Source organism: Arthrobacter sp. AL12, assembly GCF_029960645.1.
In the GTDB taxonomy this organism is placed as follows: Bacteria; Actinomycetota; Actinomycetes; order Actinomycetales; family Micrococcaceae; genus Arthrobacter.
This window is the reverse complement of record NZ_JASBQY010000006.1, coordinates 162,408-179,642: the sequence shown is the minus strand read 5'-3', so window position 1 is coordinate 179,642 and position 17,235 is coordinate 162,408. Positions and strand designations below refer to the sequence as shown.

The following is a 17,235-nucleotide window of genomic DNA, read 5'->3' as shown; positions in this document are numbered from 1 at the left end:
CAAGTGGCTCCCCGCGTTTCCCATCAGTATTTGGTCGACCTACCGCCCATGTCAACACTTTGGGCGCGATTTATTCATTAAATTGAATACCCGGGTTTGTATTCGCCGTCCGAGCAGCAAGCGCCGTCGACGGCTGCGTCACCGGTCGCTACGCAATGCCACAACTAGAACGACGGCGGCGTCATGGCCCCGATCAGCACCGCGTCTTCCGATGTTGAGTTGCGGTACCAGTGCGGCAGCGAGGAGTCGTAGGTCAGCGAATCGCCTTCCTCCAGGTCGTACCCCACGCCGTTGACGCAGACATGAAGGCGACCCTGCACCATGGTCACGCACTCCTCGCCGGCATGCTTGAAGGGAGCATCCTCGTTGTCCCATCCGGCCGCAATCTGCGCCCGGAGCATGCCCAACTGGCCGCTCATATGGGGTGTCAGGAGCTCATAGATGAGGTTGTCCTCGGCAACTTCGAGGCGCCGCCTCTCGTCGCGCCGCACCAGCGCCCCGCCCTGGTCCTTCGTGTCAAAAAAGCGTCCGACCGGCACTTTCAGCGCCTGGGACAGCTTGATCAGCGTGGTCAGCGACGGGTTGCCCTGGCCGCGCTCGATCTGGCTGAGCAGGCCGGGACTCAGGCCGGCCGCTGCCGCCAGGCTCCCGATGCTGTACCCCGCCTCGCGCCGCAGCTGCAGGACCAGGGCCCCCACGGCGGTCATCGCACGCTCGGCCTGATCCTCCACCCCGGGGATTTCCCGTCCTGCGCCAAGGCGGTCGTCGCGATTCTCCATTTCATGATCGTCCGTCATGGTGAAGATATCGTCAAGATAATGAATCTTAGGGTTGCCAGGGACGCGCTGGTGCACGCCTACTACGGCCGCGCACGCGAGGGCACAGCCAGCGTCCCGCCACACATGCTGAGCAGGTGGTTTCGTCTGCCGTGGACCTCGTATCACATGCGAATTCCGTGGTTGTCCGCGTGGCCGCGGCTGAGGGTCACAGGGCATCGTAACGCCGGGCGCTTCCGACGATAGGGGTCTGGTCCTGGCTCCACAGCCTGATCCCTGCCCTCCGCACAGTGCAGACCAGCCGCCGTCGGAGGCGAGGATGGCGCCGTTGAAGTTGGTGCCGTCGTCAACGCAGCGGATGCGGCTGCGGTTTTCGTTTCGGGGCCGAAAGTGGGGTACGTGCCGGGGGCGAGCCGGGCTGGCTGATTCGTTTCCAGCGGAGATCCCGGATAGGGTGAAGATGCGTAGGGGAGTATTCCGAAGCGCTGCAATCGTCAACACGTCAGGCACCGTTGCCTGGCCGGGTGCAGCGGCCAGCCGGACGGCGGGCGGAGAGACTTATGAGGCTCTCTGGTACCCACCTTACGAAAGTAGGAACTCCGTTGACTGTTTCTCCCCTGATCTGGGGCATCACCATTGTTGTCATTCTTGCCCTGCTAGCCTTTGACTACTTCTTCCATATACGCAAGGCACACGTCCCCACGCTGAAGGAAGCGGCCTTCTGGTCCGCCCTCTATGTGGGCATCGCCGTAGTTTTCGGCATTCTCGTTCTGATCTTCGGCGGCCCGGATATGGGCTCGGAGTATTTCGCCGGATACATCACGGAGAAGGCGCTCTCGGTAGACAACCTCTTTGTCTTCCTGATCATCATCGCCAGCTTCCGCGTTCCACGCGAGGACCAGCAAAAGGTGCTGCTCTTCGGCATCGTGTTCGCGCTGATTGCCCGCACCGGCTTCATTTTCCTCGGCGCGGCCTTGATCAATTCCTTTGCCTGGGTCTTTTACGCCTTCGGTTTGATCCTGCTGATCACGGCCGGCAACCTGCTCAAGCCCGAACCCGAGGGCGAGGACACGGCCGACAACTTCATCATCCGCCTGGCCCGCAGGCTCTTCCACACCACCGACCACTACGACGGCGACAAGCTGTTCACGATGGAAAACGGCAAAAAGGTCCTGACCCCGATGCTGTTGGTCATGGTGGCCATCGGCGGGACGGACCTCCTGTTCGCGCTGGACTCGATCCCGGCCATCTTCGGCCTGACCCAGAACGTCTACATCGTGTTCACCGCCACGGCGTTCTCGCTGATGGGCCTGCGCCAGCTGTACTTCCTGATCGACGGCCTGCTGGACCGCCTGATCTACCTCGCCTACGGCCTGGCAGCGATCCTGGCCTTCATCGGCGTCAAGCTGATCCTGCATGCCCTGCATGAGAACAACCTGCCGTTCGTCAACGACGGCGAGCCGGTCCCGGTCGTGGAGATCAGCACGGGCCTGTCCCTGAGTGTCATCATCGGCGTTCTGGTGTTCACGGTGGTGGCATCGCTGGTGAGCAAGGCCGGCAAGGCACAGACTGCCATCAACAATGCCCGCCGGCACGCCGTCAGCTACCTGGACCTCGAATACACCGCGGACCCCGCCGAGCGCGAACGGATCTACAAGGCCCTGCTGGAAGAAGAACGGCAGATCGAACAGATGGAGCCGAAGTACCGCAACAAGGCCAAGGACGTGGACACGATCCGCGTCGAGGTAGCTGAAGCGCACCGCCAGCACGAGCAATACCTGACCCGCTAGCCTCGGGGGCCCTGATCCATTCAGGATCAGGGCCCCTTCCGCCGGTCGAGTGACCATGGCCGGGAGCGGTAGGTGCCAGGGCGGCTCTGCGCCCCTGCAGGCGGATCGGAGAACGCTTCTCCGTGGGAACACGAGGCAACGACCCTATCGGCCGCGCACGTCAGGCCTCCGCTCGGTTTCGGACTCCGGGCCGGCTTCGGCGGAAGTTTGTCGGAGGCGTACGCGGCAACAGCCATGGGGGAGGTCGAGCGCCCCAGGCCGCACCGGACGCTGCGGTCGTTATTGGTGCCGCAGATGAGGATTCCGATGGTTTCGTCATGGTGCTGGCACCGGAGCACGTCAGGAACCGGGCCGTCTTGCAGTCAGTGTTGGCACAAGCGAGCGACTTCGGTCCCCAGCTTGAAAGTCTGTCACTACGGAAGTCTGTGAGTCTGCTTCAGCGTCCGATTGCGGACATTACGTCTGTCGGCACCCGGCGTGTCTCATCAGATGAGCCACGCGTCCCTCTGCCCTAGCCACTCCGCTCCGATGTTGTTGTGCACCGGTGGTTCAAGGATTTGTCCGATCCGCTCGACGCGGACGCCCAGGGGCGGTCCGGGTCGGTGCGGCATCGGAAGAGAACAAGTAGCGAACCCGATGATCAGCCAAGTTAGGCGCCGTGGCTGGTACTGGACACAATGACGGATCGCAGGTTCGCAGGCCTCGGCGACGTGGAGGTGTGGATTCGCCGGAATATGAGGGATCCGACGGTATCTTTGAGGAGTCGTCGAACGTCTCGGCGCGGACGCTGGGAGGTTGCTTAGGTGGCAGGGCCAATTGCGGACGGAGGCAAGGCGAGCGTTGAATTGCGCGAGGACGGCTTTTTACATCTGCGCTGGCAGCGGGGAGCCCACATCCAGGTTGAGGATGCTCACGCGGCGATGGCGAAGGTAAACGAGGTCTGCCGGCAGGAGCATCATCCGATGCTTGTCGACATGGCCGCAGTCGGTTCGGTGAGCAGGGAAGCCAGGGGTGTTTGGTCCATTCCCTGCGGCGCTTCGCGCATCGCCCTGCTGGGCAAATCTCCCGTCGATCGGGTGCTGGCGAACTTTTTTCTTGGGGTGCACGTTCCGCCATGTCCGACACGCTTCTTTACATCCCGCAGCGAGGCTCTGGACTGGCTCGGCGTTGATGGGTGAGTCTCCGGACTTTTCCCTTGAAGAGGCTACCCCTGCAGGGTGCCCCGTCACGCAAGCAGGTAGCGGCGCCGGGGATCCACGTTTGCAGCTGCTTGTCGATGGAGTCGTGAGGCTGGCGGCCGGTGACCTGGACGCGCGGATTGAGCCTTCAGAGCGCGGGGATGAGATTGATGCTGTCATCACTGGCGTGAACCTGCTGGCGGAAGAACTTGGCCATATCCATACGGATCTGGAAGAGCGGGTCGCGGCCAGAACCGCGATGCTCCGGCGGACGCAGGTCGAGCTGGAAAAGATGGCCAAGACGGATGCCTTAACCGGCCTAGCGAACAGGACTCTGCTGAAGGAGCGGATCCGCGAAGCACTCCTCGCGTGCACGAACGGGCGGCGGGCTCCCGCTGTGGTGGTCCTGGATCTTGACTCCTTCAAGGTCATTAACGACACCTTGGGTCACAGTGCCGGCGACGCCGCCCTGGTGGAAGTTGCCAACCGCCTGCGTTCAGCCGTCAGAGATTCCGATACGGTTGCGCGCCTGGGCGGTGATGAGTTCGCGATCCTCATCACGGAGGCCACCCACGCAGAGGTCCTCCAGATTGCGAACCGCGCCTCTGAGTCCCTTCGGGACAGTGTCCGTATCGGCACGGAAGCGGTCTGGGCCATGGCCAGCATGGGAGTCTGCATCGGCGCACCCGGGTATCCGGCCGAGGCATTGATGCGGGATGCCGACATTGCCATGTACCAAGCCAAGGGAGGGGGCCGCAACAACAACGTTCAGGTCTTCCACCCCGACATGCTAGAAGCTGTTCGTGAACGGTCGCGCACAACTGCTGAACTGGGCAAAGCAACTGGAAGTGGACAGCTGGCATTGGAGTACCAGCCGGTGGTTGACATGACTTCCGGCAACGTCGTGGGCATGGAAGCGCTGCTGCGCTGGAACCACCCGGTTCGAGGGACCATCATGCCGGACAGCTTCATCGGGATCGCGGAGGAAACGGGCATTATCTATGAACTAGGCCGGTGGGTTCTGCATGAAGGCATCGCGCAACTCCATCGCTGGAACCAAGCTGCCCCGGACCTCGTCGACTTTCGTCTACACATCAATCTATCTGCGACGGAACTGCTGCGGGGCGACCTCCTGGACGACGTCAGAAACACTCTGTCTATCCACGGTGTCCATCCACAGCGGCTGGTCCTGGAAATCACCGAGACCGTTCTGATGACCAGAGGGACCGGCGAACAGCAGGTCCTAAAGGAGTTGCGGCAACTTGGTGTTGGGCTGCAAATCGACGACTTCGGAACAGGATATTCATCCATCAGCTATCTCGGTTCGCTTCCCGCCGACACCGTCAAAGTTGACCAGTCCCTGATCAGCACAATGGGCCAGGATCCCCAGCGGCAACTTTTTGTCGCCGCCGTGTTGCAGCTGATATCCGCTGCTGGCTTGAACGCGATCGTGGAAGGAATCGAAACCGCCGAACAGGCCGACCAGCTCCGTGCCATGGGCTGCCTCTACGGGCAGGGCTACTTCTATGCCCGCCCGTTGCCGCCCGCGGCAGCACTCCACTACGTGCGAAGCTCTGCACTGCCTCGGTAAGGTTGGTATATGTCGACTCTCTGGGACCGGATGCAGCTCGTACCCTCCGTGGTGCGTCTAGCTTCGAGGGCACCAAAGAACCCAGACGCAGCATGGGAAGGTTACTGGCGCGGAGTTCGTTCCACCGGGCACGCAGGAGATGTGCTCTGGGACTCCGGTTCCCAGTTTGAGCGCACCCAGTACGCTGACGAACTCCTGACCCACTTGGACCCCGCACTTCCCGTAGTCGATATTGGGTGCGGCAACGGAACCCACACCCGCTGGCTTGCCGGGCATTTCCCGAGTGTGCTCGGTGTCGATGTGTCGGCCGGTGCGGTCGAACGGGCCCGGCATGAAAGCGCAGACATTCCCAACGCTGAGTACGCGGTACTAGACGCTGCTGCTGCTGGCGCTGGAAGACTCCTCCTGGAGCGGCTGGGGCCGGCCAATGTCTTTGTTCGGGGAGTCTTCCACGTCCTCAAGCCCAACAGACAAGCATCGCTCGCCGCGAACCTTCACATCGTGTTGGGGGAACAAGGCAACCTATTCCTGGCCGAAACGAACTTCCGCGGCAACAGCCTCGGGTACCTTGCAGCCCTCGGAGCCACCCGCGCAGGCATGCCAAGTCAACTGCAGCGTGCCTTGGAAAACCTCCCGAGGCCCGGGCACTTCGGAGCGCAGGAACGCAGCCGCCAGTTCCCCGCCGACCGCTGGCGGTTGATCATCGACGACTCCGTGGAGATCGAAGTGGTCTCCATGAACCCGGTCGGGAACCAGCAACGTGTGCCCGGGTACTTCGCCATTTTGGCCCCGGCATCCCGCCCGCCCAACAAGTAGAGGAAACTCCAGAACAAAAAGCCCGATAAAGGCCGATATGTAAACCTTCAGGAAACGGATCTGCCCGGTCGCACCACCGCTGTCGACCCCCATGTCCAGTCGGGCGCGCCACCCGAACATGCCTAAACCTCCGCCACTGGAGCCGCGAACTGCGCCTCGTACAGCGCGGAGTACGCGCCGCCTGCGGCCAGCAGTTCGGCATGCGTCCCCTGCTCCACGATCTGGCCGGCCTCCATCACCAGGATGAGGTCGGCGTCGCGGATGGTGGAGAGCCGGTGCGCGATCACAAAGCTGGTCCGGTCCGAGCGCAGCGCGCTCATCGCCTTCTGCACCAGCACCTCGGTCCGAGTATCCACCGAACTCGTCGCCTCGTCCAGGATCAGCACGGACGGCCGCGCCAGGAACGCCCGGGCGATGGTGAGCAGCTGCTTCTCCCCGGCGGAGACGTTGGAGCCCTCGTCGTCGAGCACGGTGTCGTAGCCCTCCGGCAGGGACCGGACGAACCGGTCCACGTACGTCGCCTTCGCCGCCTCCAGGATTTCGTCCTCGGTCGCAGCAGGCCGGCCGTAGGCGATGTTGTCGCGGATGGTCCCACCGAACAGCCAGGTGTCCTGCAGGACCATGCCCATCCGCGAGCGCAACTCGTTGCGCGTCATCGCGGTGACGTCCACGCCGTCGAGAGTGATCCGGCCGGCGTCGAGCTCGTAGAACCGCATCATCAGGTTCACCAGCGTGGTCTTCCCGGCCCCTGTGGGGCCGACAATCGCGACGGTCTGCCCCGGCTCGGCCACCAGGCTCAGGTCCGCGATCAGCCGCTTGTCCGGCGAATAGGCGAAGGACACGTTCTCGAACACCAGCTTCCCCCGCGTCGCCGCCGGAGCCACCCCGGGCGACGGATCCGGAGACTGCTCCTCGGTGTCCAGCAGCTCGAACACCCGCTCGGCCGAAGCCACCCCAGACTGCAGCAGGTTCGCCATCGACCCCAGCTGGGCCAGCGGCTGGGTGAACTGCCGCGAGTACTGGATGAACGCCTGTACATCCCCGAGCTGCATCGCCCCGGCGGCCACCTGCAGGCCGCCCACCACGGCGATCCCCACATAGACCAGGTTCCCGATGAACGTCATGGCCGGCATGATCAGGCCGGACACGAACTGCGCGCCGAAGCTGGCCTCATACAGCTCCGCGTTCTTCTGCCGGAACCGCTCCTCCACCTCCCGCTGCCTGCCGAACACCTTCACCAGCGCGTGCCCGGTGTACGTCTCCTCGATCTGCCCGTTCAGCTCCCCGGTGTGCTTCCACTGCGCCACGAACAGCTTCTGCGAGCGCTTGGCGATCAGCGCCGTCGTCACCAGCGTCAGCGGCACGGTGACCAGCGCGATCAGCGCGAGCGTGGGCGAGAGGATGAACATCATCACCAGCACGCCCAGCACGGTCAGCAGCGACGTGACCGCCTGGCTGATGGACTGCTGCAGGCTTTGGGAGATGTTGTCCACGTCATTGGTGACCCGGCTGAGCAGCTCCCCGCGCTGGACGGTATCGAAGTAGCGCAGCGGCAGCCGGTTGATCTTGGCCTCGATCACCTCGCGCAGCCGGAACATGGTGCGCTGCACCACGCCGTTGAGGATATATGCCTGCATCCACATAAAGCCCGAGGCCAGCACGTACAGCACCAGCGCCCACAGCAACACGGTGGCCAGCGCCGCGAAGTCGATCCCCTCGCCCGGCGTCAGGGTCATGGCGCTGAGCATGTCCGCCTGCTGGGTTTCGCCCGCGGCGCGCAGCTGGGCGATCAGCTGCTCCTGGCTCACCCCGGCCGGCAGCTCCCTGGACACGACGCCGGCGAAGATCAGGTTGGTGCCCTCCCCCAGCAGCCGCGGACCGATCACCGAGAACGCCACACTCACCACCGCGAGCATCAGCACCAGCACCAGCCAGAGCCGCTCGGGCCGGAGCTGGCCCAGCAGCCGTTTGGCCGACGGCCCGAAGTTCATCGCCTTCTCCGCGGGCACGTTCATCCCGGCGAACGGCCCGCCGTGGCCGGGGCCGCCGCGCGGCCGGGGGATGCGTTCGACGGCGGGAGCGGCGCCGGGTGCCCCGGCTCCCCCGCCGTGCGGCACACGCCCGTCCGCCGGCGCGGCCGGCCCGGTGCGGTTGGTGGCGCTCATGCCGCCTCCTCCGCCGCGAGCTGGGAGTTCACGATCTCCTGGTACGTCTCCGAGGTCTCCAGCAGCTCCTGGTGCGTGCCGTGCGCGACGAGCCGGCCGTCGTCGAGCACCAGGATCTGGTCCGCGTCCACGATGCTGGAGACCCGCTGGGCGATGATCACCAGGGTGGCGCCGGCGGTGTGCTGCCGGAGCGCCTGCCGCAGCCGGGCGTCGGTGGCGGTGTCCAGCGAGGAGAAGGAGTCATCAAAGATGTAGAGTTCGGGGCGTTTCACCAGGGCCCGGGCGATCGCGATCCGCTGCCGCTGCCCGCCGGAGACGTTGGTGCCGCCCTGCGAGATCGGCGCGTCCAGCCCGCCCTCCATCTCCCGGACGAAGTCCTCCGCCTGCGCAATGGACAGCGCCTGCCAGAGTTCGTCCTCGGTGGCGTCGGGTTTGCCGTAGAGCAGGTTGCTGCGCACCGTCCCGGAGAACAGGTAGGGCTTCTGCGGGACCAGGCCGATGTGGCCCCAGAGCAGGTCCGGGTGCAGCTCGCGGACGTCCACGCCGTCTATCCGGACCGAGCCGGCCGTGGCGTCGAAGAGCCGCGGCATCAGGTTCACCAGAGTGGTCTTGCCGGAGCCGGTGGCGCCGATGATCGCCGTCGTCTGCCCCGCCCGGGCGGTGAAGCTGATCCCGGACAGGACCGGCTGCTCGGCACCCGGGTAGGCGAACCCGACGTCGCTCATTTGAAGCTCACCGCGGCCGGTGCGGCCGGAGAAGTCCAACGGGTGCTCCGGCGGTCGGACGCTGGATTCAGTGCCCAGCACCTGCCCGATCCGGTCCGCGGAGACCGCCGCGCGCGGGATCATGATCGCCATGAAGGTGGCCATCATGACGGACATCAGGATCTGCATCAGGTAGCTCAGGAACGCGATCATGGTGCCAACCTGCATGGAGCCGTCCTGGATCCGGAACGCGCCGAACCAGATCACGGCCACGGACGAGACGTTCAGCACCAGCATCACGGTGGGGAAAGCGAGCGCCATCAGCCGTCCGGCGCGCAGGGCGGTGTCCGTGACGTCCTCGTTGGCCCGGGCGAAGCGGGCGGTCTCCACGTCCTCGCGGACGAAGGCGCGGACCACGCGGATGCCGGTGAGCTGTTCGCGCAGCACCCGGTTCACGGTGTCGATCCGGGTTTGCATGAGCCGGAACAGCGGCACCATCCGGGTGATGATCAGCCCCACCGCGCCCAGCAGCACCGGCACGCTGACCGCGATCAGCCAGGACAGCTGCACGTCCTGCCGGATCGCCATGATCACCCCGCCGACACTGAGCATGGGCGCGGCGACCATCAGGGTCGCAGACATGAGCACCAGCTGCTGGACCTGCTGGACGTCGTTGGTGGAGCGGGTGATCAGGCTAGGCGCGCCGAAGCGGGTGACCTCCTGCTCGGAAAAGGCCGCCACGCGGCCGAAGATCGCCCCGCGCACGTCCCGGCCCATCGCCATCGCCGCCTTCGCCCCGAAGTATACGGCCGCGATGGCGCAGGCAATCTGCAGCAGGGTCACCAGCAGCATTACCCCGCCGACGCGCAGGATGTAGTCCGTGTCCCCCTTCGCCACGCCCTGGTCGATGATGTCCGCGTTCAGCGTGGGCAGGTACAACGAGGCGATGGACTGCGCCAGCTGGAAGACGACGACGGCGAGCAGCAGCCTGCGTTGCGGTGCCAGGTATTCGACAAGCAGTTTCCAGAGCATCCGTACTCCCAGCCGTGCGTTCCGCCGAGTGATCCGAAGGTCAGTTTACGTCCGTGGGCCGGGGGTGTGCCTGGTTCCTCTCAGGGCGAATCCGCTGTTTCTGCTGCGGCGCTGTGCGCGTGCGGGCCGGTTTGTGGCCGGGGCTGTGGGTTTGATCGCTCTCTGGCGGCGTTCCCTGCTCGCCTGGCGTCACCGTCCGGGGGCACGGGACGGCCGCGGAGGACCCACCGCATTCCGCGGGAACCGGAGCATTGCCGCAGCAGCGGTCGTCGCCGTTCCTTGCCGCGGGCTGCATTAGGCTGGCCGGCATGGGGAATCGTTTTGGGGGTACGCCACGCGGCGCAGCGACGGCAGCAGCGGCAGCGGCGGCAGGAATCGGCTGGCTCATCAGCGCGGCATTGTTCGCGGCACTGAGCTGGTTCAGCGTCTTTCCGGTTTCGCTAACCCGGCTGGTGGTCCCGGAAACGGTGGCTGCTTCCAGCTGGCATGCGGTCGCGCCTTGGCCTATCCTCATTCCCGCCCTCTCCGTTTTGACGCTGCTGGGCATGCTGCTGCTCCTGCTGCGCTTGCTGGTTTCCCGACCGGCGGACCGCATCGACAACCGGACGGCCATGATGAGCGTCTGGCTGTGCGTGGTGCTCGCGTCCTTCTTCACCAGCGTGCTCTGGTCCGCCGGGAGCATCACGGCGCAGTGGCCGCCACCTCGCATGGCGATGGTGTTCGACAGCGCGGGACCGGCCCTGCTGGCCGCCGGCTACTGGGGCGTTGTGTGGGGCTGGATTCCTGCCTTGGTCTGGATCCGTGTGGCGGCCCGCAGCTTGGACGGCGACGCTGGTGACAACGCCGTCTCGGGCGGCGGCCAGGATGGTCTGCACCCTCTGCGGACAGCAGCCACTGGCCCGCGGCGGCCACGGGCGCGGCTCGGGGCCCTCCTCGCTGCCACGGCCGTCTGCGCCGTCCTGCTGGTAGCCGCCGCGCCGCTGTCCGGAGCGGCAACCCGCGCCGCCGCGAACGCCGCCCAGGTGCGGCCAGCGCCCTCGCCGTCGCCCACCGAGCAGCCGGTCGTGTACGGCTCGCCAACCGTGGGCCCCCTGCAACAAACTCCGGATCCGAGCTGGTGCAGCAGCGAGCAGGTGGCTATTTCCCTTGGCGAACCGGACGCCGCCACCGGCCATCGCGGCATGCCCATCCGGCTCGTCAATTCCGGCACGGTTCCGTGTGTGCTCAACGCCTATCCCGACGTCGCCTTCGACGACACCGGCGGGTGGGCCATGGATATTCTGACGGTCCGCGGCGGCTCGTTTATGACCACGGACCCTGGCCCCCGCGCTATCACCGTCGCCCCGGGTGCCGCCGCCCAGGCGGCCCTGGGCTGGAACGCCATGGCCGGTGCCGGTGATACCAGGGTGGGTGCGATCCTGGTCGCGCCCTTTTCCGGCGCCGCCCGGACCCGTCTTCCGGCCGACCTGGACATGATCAGCGGCGGGTATGTGGCCGTGACCGGTTGGAGCCTGGTCCAGCCGAAGGGGTAGGCCCCAGCACTCTCAAGCGCCGTGAACAAGGCAGCCTGAGGCCGATCCGGCTGTCAGTCTTTCTTGAGATTCTCGGCGAGCATCACAATGATTCCGCTGGGACCGCGGAGGTACGTGAGTTTGTATTCGTCGCGGTAGGTCGCCACGCCGCGCAGCGGATGGCATCCGTGCTTCGCAGCTATCTCAAGGGCTACGTCGATGTCGTCGACCGAGAAGGCCACGCGGTGCATGCCGATGTCATTGGGACGAGTTGGGTTCGACTCGTTCGTTTGGGGCGGTCCACTCGCCGCTGACCGTGTCACGGCCGACGACCGTGAGCCCGAGCTCGGTGAAAAAGGCGATTGTTGCTTCGAGGTCGCGAACGGCGATACCGACGTTCTCAAGTTTGATGGCCATGGGTTGAAGCTACCAAGGCCGACCGGTTAGCTCCAGTCGCAAGCCCAGACTCGACTGAACGAGCTCCGGGAGCCATCAGGAGCTGCGGCACGGCACGCAACCAATCGAGCACCTCGGCTATGCCAGATTGCTGTTCAGGTGCGGAAACAATGGACAAGCCGTTGAAGCGAAACCAATGCCCGCCAGCCGATCCATTAGCGGGCGAAGGCCTCAAGCGCGAGCTGGCGCGCGATGTCGTGTGCGGACCCATCTGTTGAACCATGCGTGTTGTCGACCTCGACGCCGTAACAACTGTCGCACCGGCGTCCGTAAGACGATCGTTTACTGGGCACCTAGGACAGCTAACTGTCTCCTCGGAATGAGCCGGCTATCCAGACGCCGCAGCTCCTTTCGCGATATGCGATTATCAGAGGCTCTCGAACACCAGCGTTGCCTGGATGCGGTCACCGCCGCCGATCATTCCCTTACTCCCGCTGCTCGCTGTGGTTATGGTGTGGAGTCGGAAGCCCTTCGCGGCCTGATCGTTGATGGCCTTCTCCAAGGAGGTCAGATTGCCCGAACCGGTTCCCCACAATTTTTCTTTGAGAATTACCTGCAAGACGACATACCGCATGACACGACTTCCTTCCGTTGCTGGCCAATTGGGAGCAATGCTACTCGACGCGGCGGGGCGCTCCTCCGGGGCGTGAGCGACGGCGCCTCGAGGGTATCGATGGCCCGTGGTGTCAACATCACGCCAGCGACACTTAACAAGCGGCGTCACGATACGACGCCGCGCGGCAACACGGCGACGCACTCCTAGCGGCCTGGCGCCTAGCCGTTCAGCACCACGTTCGCCGGCGGTTCGCCCGCCAGCATGAGCTCGATCTGCCGCTGTATGAGCTTTCCCATCCTTGGTCGCATGGCCGAGCTCGCCCCGCCCACATGCGGGCTGATGATGACGCCGGGGGTACGCCACAGCGGGTGGTCCTGCGGGAGTGGCTCGGGATCGGTGACGTCCAGGGCGGCCCGGATCCGGCCGGTGCCGGTGTGCTTCACCAGGGCGTCGGTGTCCGCGACCGCTCCGCGGGCGACGTTGACGACCAGGGCGCCGTCGGGCATGGCCGCCAGGAAGGCGTCGTCGATGAGGTGGCGGGTGGCGTCGCTGAGCGGAACGCCCACGATGACGATGTCGTGTTCCGGCAGCAGGGTCTGCAGTTCCGAGATGCCGTGGACGTGGCCGCGCGGGTCAGTCCGTGCCCTGCTGGCCACCTTGGTGACTGTGGTTTCGAAGGGCAGGAGACGGTCCTCAATCGCCTTGCCGACGCCGCCGTAGCCGACGATCAGTATCCGCCGGTCCGCGAGGCTGGCGGTGGGCCGGGTCTCCCAGCGGCCCTCCTGCTGGTTCTGCAGCAGCCGCGGGAACTCGCGCTGGCTGGCCAGGATCAGGGCAAGGGTCAGTTCGGCGGTGGACGTTTCGTGGACGCCCGCGGCGTTGGCGAACACCCGATCTGGCGGCAGCGAGTCCGCGACGCCGTCGTACCCGATCGACTGGCTCTGCACGAGCCCGGTGTCCACCGCTTCCAGAGCGCGCAGGACCTCCGTGCTGCCCATATAGGGCTGGACCACGATGTCGAGGCGCGGCCGCGGCGGTTCCCCGGTGAGGTCCCACTCCAGGAGAGTGACGTCGGGGTGGGGCTGAAGGTACTCCCGCAGGGTTGGATCCGGCAGGCTGACGGTTATATTCCTCGGCATAACTGCCAGCCTAGTGGTGCCGGAGCCCCCGGATGGGGCTTCCGCCGTGGGCCGTGTCACACGTCCGGTACCGTTCCGGCTGGGAGTTTGCCCTCACCTTCGCGCTGCCCCGCGCGGCATTTGGACATGCCCATTCCCCGGGCATACATTGCAGGAAACCCCTCTCCCTCAATTGACCTGGAAGGTCCTGCACCATGAACACCTCGGGACCCTCGCGTCCGGCCGCCAAGTCCCTCACCGCCCGGGCAAAGCTGCTCCTGGTCTGGGCGGCCACGGCCCTGCTGCTGGTGGGCATGGTGACCCTCGCCGTCGTCCGCACCGGGCCGGTTCCCGGGACGGACTTCCTCGCCGGCCCGGAGGACCTGTGGCAGGACCAGCAGGTGGAAAAGCCCGCGGCCGAGACCCCGGCGGCGGACGCCCCGCGGGCCGCCGTCGACCTCGACGCCCTCGACGCCGAGGTGCGGCGGGTCCTGGCCGAAAACCCCGACTACCGGATCGGCGTCGTCCTCGCCGACACGCACGGCGGGGAGCCGCGCGGCTACGGTGACGGGTCCGAGTTTGTGGCCGCCAGCACCGCCAAGATCCTCACGGCGGCCGCCTACTACCGTCTGGTGGAGGCCGGCGAGAAGACGCTGGACGTCCCGCTGGGGAGCTACAACGCCGCGTTCCAGATCCAGGCGATGGTCAATGCGAGCAGCAACGACGCCTGGCTGTTGCTGATGCAGGACATCGGCTACCCAAGGCTGATCGAGTACGCCGCGTCGATCGGGATCAGCTACGACCCGGAGCAGAACCTGCTGACCCCGGGCGAGATGGCGGACCTGCTCAAACAGCTGTCTACGGGCAAGCTGCTCAACGCGGAGCACACGCAGGAGCTGCTCGGCTACATGCAGCAGACGAACAACGAACGGCTCATTCCGGCGGCGGTCGGCCCGGGCATCACGGTGCAGCACAAGTACGGCCAGCTGGACGGTTACCTCCACGACGCGGCGATCCTGAGCTCCGGCGACCGGTCCTACGCGCTGACCATCTACAGCTGGGGCGAGGACGGCGGGAGCGAGAAGCGCCTGGCCATGATCCATGATCTGACGGGTGTGGTCACGAAGGCGCTGCTGGAGTAAGGCCGGCGGCCCGCGCGGCGCGTCAGCGCGGGGGCGCCAGCGCGGGGGCGCCAGCGCGGAGGGCGCCAGCGCGGAGGGCGCTCACGGGAGGCCGTGAATACCCGGGCCGTTAATGCGCGGAACCCCGCTGCACGATGCGCAAGGGCGCAAGGGGGCCCTGCGATCCAGTCGGAGAACCGGTTTAGCGGCCGAAGAGCTTGGCGAGGAATCCGGTCTTGGTGCTGACTTCACCCTCGTGACCCTCGCAGCGGTCGGCACTCTTGACGCCCCGCATGACCGAGTCAACGTGCTGGCCGCAGCCGGCCCACGTGGTCTTACCGCACTTCTTGCATGCAACCTGTCGGCACATCTGGTTCTCCTTGTTGGTGGGTCTATTTCCACTATACCCCCTGGGGTATTCGGGTCAAAATACGCGCGCCACACCCCCGCGGGAACACCCTGTTGCCTGGCGGCGTTGGTTCCGTACAGTGGCACCAGCGCTGCGCCACTCCTGCACGAACTACGTCCGAACCGTACCGAGAGGACCGCTGACATGGCTTACATCAAGGCTGGAACCGAGAACAGCACCGACATCGAGCTCTACTACGAGGACCACGGCAACGGGCAGCCGGTGGTCCTGATCCACGGCTACCCGCTGGACGGTTCCTCCTGGGAGAAGCAGACCACGGCCCTGCTGGGCGCCGGCTACCGGGTCATCACCTACGACCGCCGCGGCTTCGGCCAGTCCAGCAAGCCCACCGACGGCTACGACTACGACACCTTCGCCGCCGACCTCAACACCCTGCTGACCAGCCTGGATCTGAACGACGTCGTGCTGGTGGGCTTCTCGATGGGAACCGGCGAGGTGGGCCGGTACCTCGGCAGCTACGGTTCAGCCCGGGTGGCGAAGGCTGTGTTCCTCGGCTCGCTGGAGCCCTACGTGCTGCAGACCGAGGACAACCCCGACGGCGTCCCGCAGTCGGTGTTCGACGGCCTGATGGAGGCTGTCACCGCCGACCGCTACGCCTTCTTCACCGAGTTCTTCAAGAACTTCTACAACAGCGACACCTTCCTGGGCACGCCCCGGCTCAGCGAGGAAGTCATGCGGGCAGGCTGGAACCTGGCGACCTCGGGCGGGCCCACGGCCTCGGCAGCCGCACAGCCCACCTGGCTCACTGATTTCCGCGCCGACATCCCCAATATCGACATCCCCGCGCTGATCGTGCACGGCACCGCGGACAGGATCCTGCCGATCGACGTCACGGGCCGCCGCTTCACCAAGGCCCTGCCCGGCGCCGAGTACGTGGAGATCGAGGGTGCCCCGCACGGCATGCTCTGGACCCACGCCGCCGAGGTCAACGAGGTGCTGCTGGGGTTCCTGGCGAAGCCGCAGGCGTAGCCCCGGCCGGCCGGGGACGCTCGGGGGCCCGGCCGGAGGCACTCAGGCACAGTCCCAAGCCAGCCTCTGCCGCCCGGGGCACGGCTTGGCTCAACCCTGGGCGAGCTTGTGCCACCCGGGGGCACCTTGGCACGAAACGCCGGGCCGGCGTCGTCCATTTCGACGCCGGCCCGGCCCAAAGTGGCCCCGGGCCGCCTGGGGGAATACCGCTGGTCAGCCCGGAACTGCGCCTATTGATCTTGGGACGCGGCAGACGGAGGATTAAAGCACCGGGTCCCGCATACCAGGAGCGGACGCCGGCCGGACTCCCCGCAGAGTACGGGCGAGCTAATTCAACTGCAACGGACTGCCGCCGCCTGATTTGCAGCTCTACCGCGGCGCGATGATGGCGGGCAGACGCTGTCCAAACCTACAGATTCGCACCTCCAAGCAGAAGAACCAAGACAATGTCCATCACCAACTCACCAAGAAAGACCCACTCCCGGGCGGCCAGGTTCGCACTGATCCCTGCTGTCGCCCTGGGACTCATCGGGGGACCCATTGCAGCGGCCGGGCCGGCCGTTGCGTCAACCTCCGAACGCGGCTGCACAGTGGATCCGCTGAAGCCCGTCAAGCAAGACAACTGGCGCAGGGGTGGAGACCGAACCACAGTGGACTTCCGGATCCATGTGGACTGCAACGGCAACAAAACCGTGCAGATCCGGCAGTTGCGCTTTGAGAATGATCGCGGCAGGCACGATGATTTCCTCGGCAGGTCCACGTTCTGGAAGTCCTTCGATCGCCATAACGACGCCGTGAGGATTCACAGTTACGACCACGTGTGGAACGGCCCAGGCCGCGAGGAGGTCTACCAACTCGTTTCCTTCCGCGTCCGTAGCGGCAACGGCGACAATTGGTCCGATTGGACCCGCTGGGAAAAGAGCGAGGTGGCCAGGATCCACTAGTGATCATCTAGCGGTCCGTGCGACCGTGCACCGAGCCAGGGGACCTGTCCTCTGGCTCCCTCTTGCCCCGGGAACTTT

The 17,235-nt window shown here is 65.6% G+C and carries 15 protein-coding genes and 1 pseudogene; 8 read left to right on the top strand and 8 right to left on the bottom strand.

Annotation, left to right across the window (positions count from 1 at the left end):
• Positions 1-164: 164 nt before the first annotated feature.
• Positions 165-779 (bottom strand): XRE family transcriptional regulator, encoded by a 615-nt coding sequence (locus tag QK291_RS09385; RefSeq protein WP_282381111.1) that lies wholly within the window; start codon positions 777-779, stop codon positions 165-167.
• Between the two features lie 599 nt (positions 780-1,378).
• Here QK291_RS09385 and QK291_RS09380 point away from each other — a divergent pair.
• The 4 genes from QK291_RS09380 to QK291_RS09365 all read left to right on the top strand — a co-directional run bounded on the left by QK291_RS09380 (position 1,379) and on the right by QK291_RS09365 (position 6,151).
• Complete coding sequence (locus QK291_RS09380; protein WP_282381109.1) at positions 1,379-2,566, top strand: TerC family protein; 1,188 nt, start codon at positions 1,379-1,381, stop codon at positions 2,564-2,566.
• Between the two features lie 803 nt (positions 2,567-3,369).
• Positions 3,370-3,744 carry an STAS/SEC14 domain-containing protein gene (locus QK291_RS09375; protein ID WP_282381107.1) on the top strand — a complete coding sequence of 125 codons (375 nt, stop codon included), beginning with the start codon at positions 3,370-3,372 and terminating at the stop codon, positions 3,742-3,744.
• An 82-nt stretch (positions 3,745-3,826) separates the two neighbouring features.
• Positions 3,827-5,335 carry an EAL domain-containing protein gene (locus tag QK291_RS09370; RefSeq protein ID WP_282381105.1) on the top strand — a complete coding sequence of 503 codons (1,509 nt, stop codon included), beginning with the start codon at positions 3,827-3,829 and terminating at the stop codon, positions 5,333-5,335.
• 141 nt (positions 5,336-5,476) lie between these two features.
• Positions 5,477-6,151: a class I SAM-dependent methyltransferase gene (locus tag QK291_RS09365; protein ID WP_282381103.1), complete on the top strand. Its 675-nt coding sequence runs from the start codon at positions 5,477-5,479 to the stop codon at positions 6,149-6,151.
• Positions 6,152-6,273: 122 nt separating this feature from the next.
• Here the strand turns inward: QK291_RS09365 and QK291_RS09360 are convergent, their stop codons facing one another.
• Positions 6,274-8,316, bottom strand: a complete 2,043-nt coding sequence (locus QK291_RS09360; RefSeq protein WP_282381101.1) for an ABC transporter ATP-binding protein — start codon at positions 8,314-8,316, stop codon at positions 6,274-6,276.
• The gene (locus QK291_RS09355) at positions 8,313-10,052 is read right to left on the bottom strand and encodes an ABC transporter ATP-binding protein (protein WP_282381099.1); all 1,740 of its coding nucleotides are present in this window, start codon (positions 10,050-10,052) and stop codon (positions 8,313-8,315) included. Before QK291_RS09355 ends, QK291_RS09360 begins: the two co-directional genes overlap by 4 nt.
• 308 nt (positions 10,053-10,360) lie before the next feature.
• Here QK291_RS09355 and QK291_RS09350 point away from each other — a divergent pair, with 308 nt between their 5' ends.
• Entirely contained in the window at positions 10,361-11,584 is a 1,224-nt protein-coding gene (locus QK291_RS09350) for a DUF4232 domain-containing protein (RefSeq protein ID WP_282381097.1), read from the top strand.
• A gap of 53 nt (positions 11,585-11,637) precedes the next feature.
• On the opposite strand, the pseudogene QK291_RS09345 reads toward QK291_RS09350, so the two are convergent.
• The 3 genes and pseudogenes from QK291_RS09345 to QK291_RS09335 all read right to left on the bottom strand — a co-directional run bounded on the left by QK291_RS09345 (position 11,638) and on the right by QK291_RS09335 (position 13,714).
• Positions 11,638-11,980, bottom strand: a pseudogene (locus QK291_RS09345) (VOC family protein).
• A gap of 406 nt (positions 11,981-12,386) precedes the next feature.
• Entirely contained in the window at positions 12,387-12,593 is a 207-nt protein-coding gene (locus QK291_RS09340; protein ID WP_282381095.1) for a DUF4177 domain-containing protein, read from the bottom strand.
• Positions 12,594-12,793: 200 nt separating this feature from the next.
• Positions 12,794-13,714, bottom strand: a complete 921-nt coding sequence (locus QK291_RS09335) for a 2-hydroxyacid dehydrogenase (protein ID WP_282381093.1) — start codon at positions 13,712-13,714, stop codon at positions 12,794-12,796.
• A gap of 194 nt (positions 13,715-13,908) precedes the next feature.
• Here QK291_RS09335 and QK291_RS09330 point away from each other — a divergent pair, with 194 nt between their 5' ends.
• Entirely contained in the window at positions 13,909-14,835 is a 927-nt protein-coding gene (locus tag QK291_RS09330; RefSeq protein WP_282381091.1) for a serine hydrolase, read from the top strand.
• Positions 14,836-15,016: 181 nt separating this feature from the next.
• Here QK291_RS09330 and QK291_RS09325 read toward each other — a convergent pair whose 3' ends face one another.
• Entirely contained in the window at positions 15,017-15,184 is a 168-nt protein-coding gene (locus QK291_RS09325) for a hypothetical protein (RefSeq protein ID WP_282381089.1), read from the bottom strand.
• 183 nt (positions 15,185-15,367) lie between these two features.
• On the opposite strand from QK291_RS09325, the gene QK291_RS09320 reads away from it, so the two are divergent.
• Complete coding sequence (locus QK291_RS09320; RefSeq protein ID WP_282381087.1) at positions 15,368-16,213, top strand: alpha/beta hydrolase; 846 nt, start codon at positions 15,368-15,370, stop codon at positions 16,211-16,213.
• A 566-nt stretch (positions 16,214-16,779) separates the two neighbouring features.
• Here QK291_RS09320 and QK291_RS09315 read toward each other — a convergent pair.
• Positions 16,780-16,998, bottom strand: coding sequence for a hypothetical protein (locus tag QK291_RS09315; RefSeq protein WP_282381085.1), 219 nt, complete (start codon positions 16,996-16,998; stop codon positions 16,780-16,782).
• Positions 16,999-17,007: 9 nt separating this feature from the next.
• Between QK291_RS09315 and QK291_RS09310 the strand changes: the two genes are divergently transcribed.
• Entirely contained in the window at positions 17,008-17,157 is a 150-nt protein-coding gene (locus QK291_RS09310; protein ID WP_282381083.1) for a hypothetical protein, read from the top strand.
• The last annotated feature ends 78 nt before the right edge of the window (positions 17,158-17,235 follow it).

Coding starts and splice junctions, on each gene's coding strand:
- QK291_RS09350 (WP_282381097.1), top strand. CDS start 10,361: ATGGGGAATCGTTTTGGGGGTACGCCACGCGGCGCAGCGACGGCAGCA.
- QK291_RS09385 (WP_282381111.1), bottom strand. CDS start 779: ATGGAGAATCGCGACGACCGCCTTGGCGCAGGACGGGAAATCCCCGGG.
- QK291_RS09355 (WP_282381099.1), bottom strand. CDS start 10,052: ATGCTCTGGAAACTGCTTGTCGAATACCTGGCACCGCAACGCAGGCTG.
- QK291_RS09330 (WP_282381091.1), top strand. CDS start 13,909: ATGAACACCTCGGGACCCTCGCGTCCGGCCGCCAAGTCCCTCACCGCC.
- QK291_RS09360 (WP_282381101.1), bottom strand. CDS start 8,316: ATGAGCGCCACCAACCGCACCGGGCCGGCCGCGCCGGCGGACGGGCGT.
- QK291_RS09335 (WP_282381093.1), bottom strand. CDS start 13,714: ATGCCGAGGAATATAACCGTCAGCCTGCCGGATCCAACCCTGCGGGAG.
- QK291_RS09340 (WP_282381095.1), bottom strand. CDS start 12,593: ATGCGGTATGTCGTCTTGCAGGTAATTCTCAAAGAAAAATTGTGGGGA.
- QK291_RS09320 (WP_282381087.1), top strand. CDS start 15,368: ATGGCTTACATCAAGGCTGGAACCGAGAACAGCACCGACATCGAGCTC.
- QK291_RS09325 (WP_282381089.1), bottom strand. CDS start 15,184: ATGTGCCGACAGGTTGCATGCAAGAAGTGCGGTAAGACCACGTGGGCC.
- QK291_RS09315 (WP_282381085.1), bottom strand. CDS start 16,998: ATGGCGATCGAAGGACTTCCAGAACGTGGACCTGCCGAGGAAATCATC.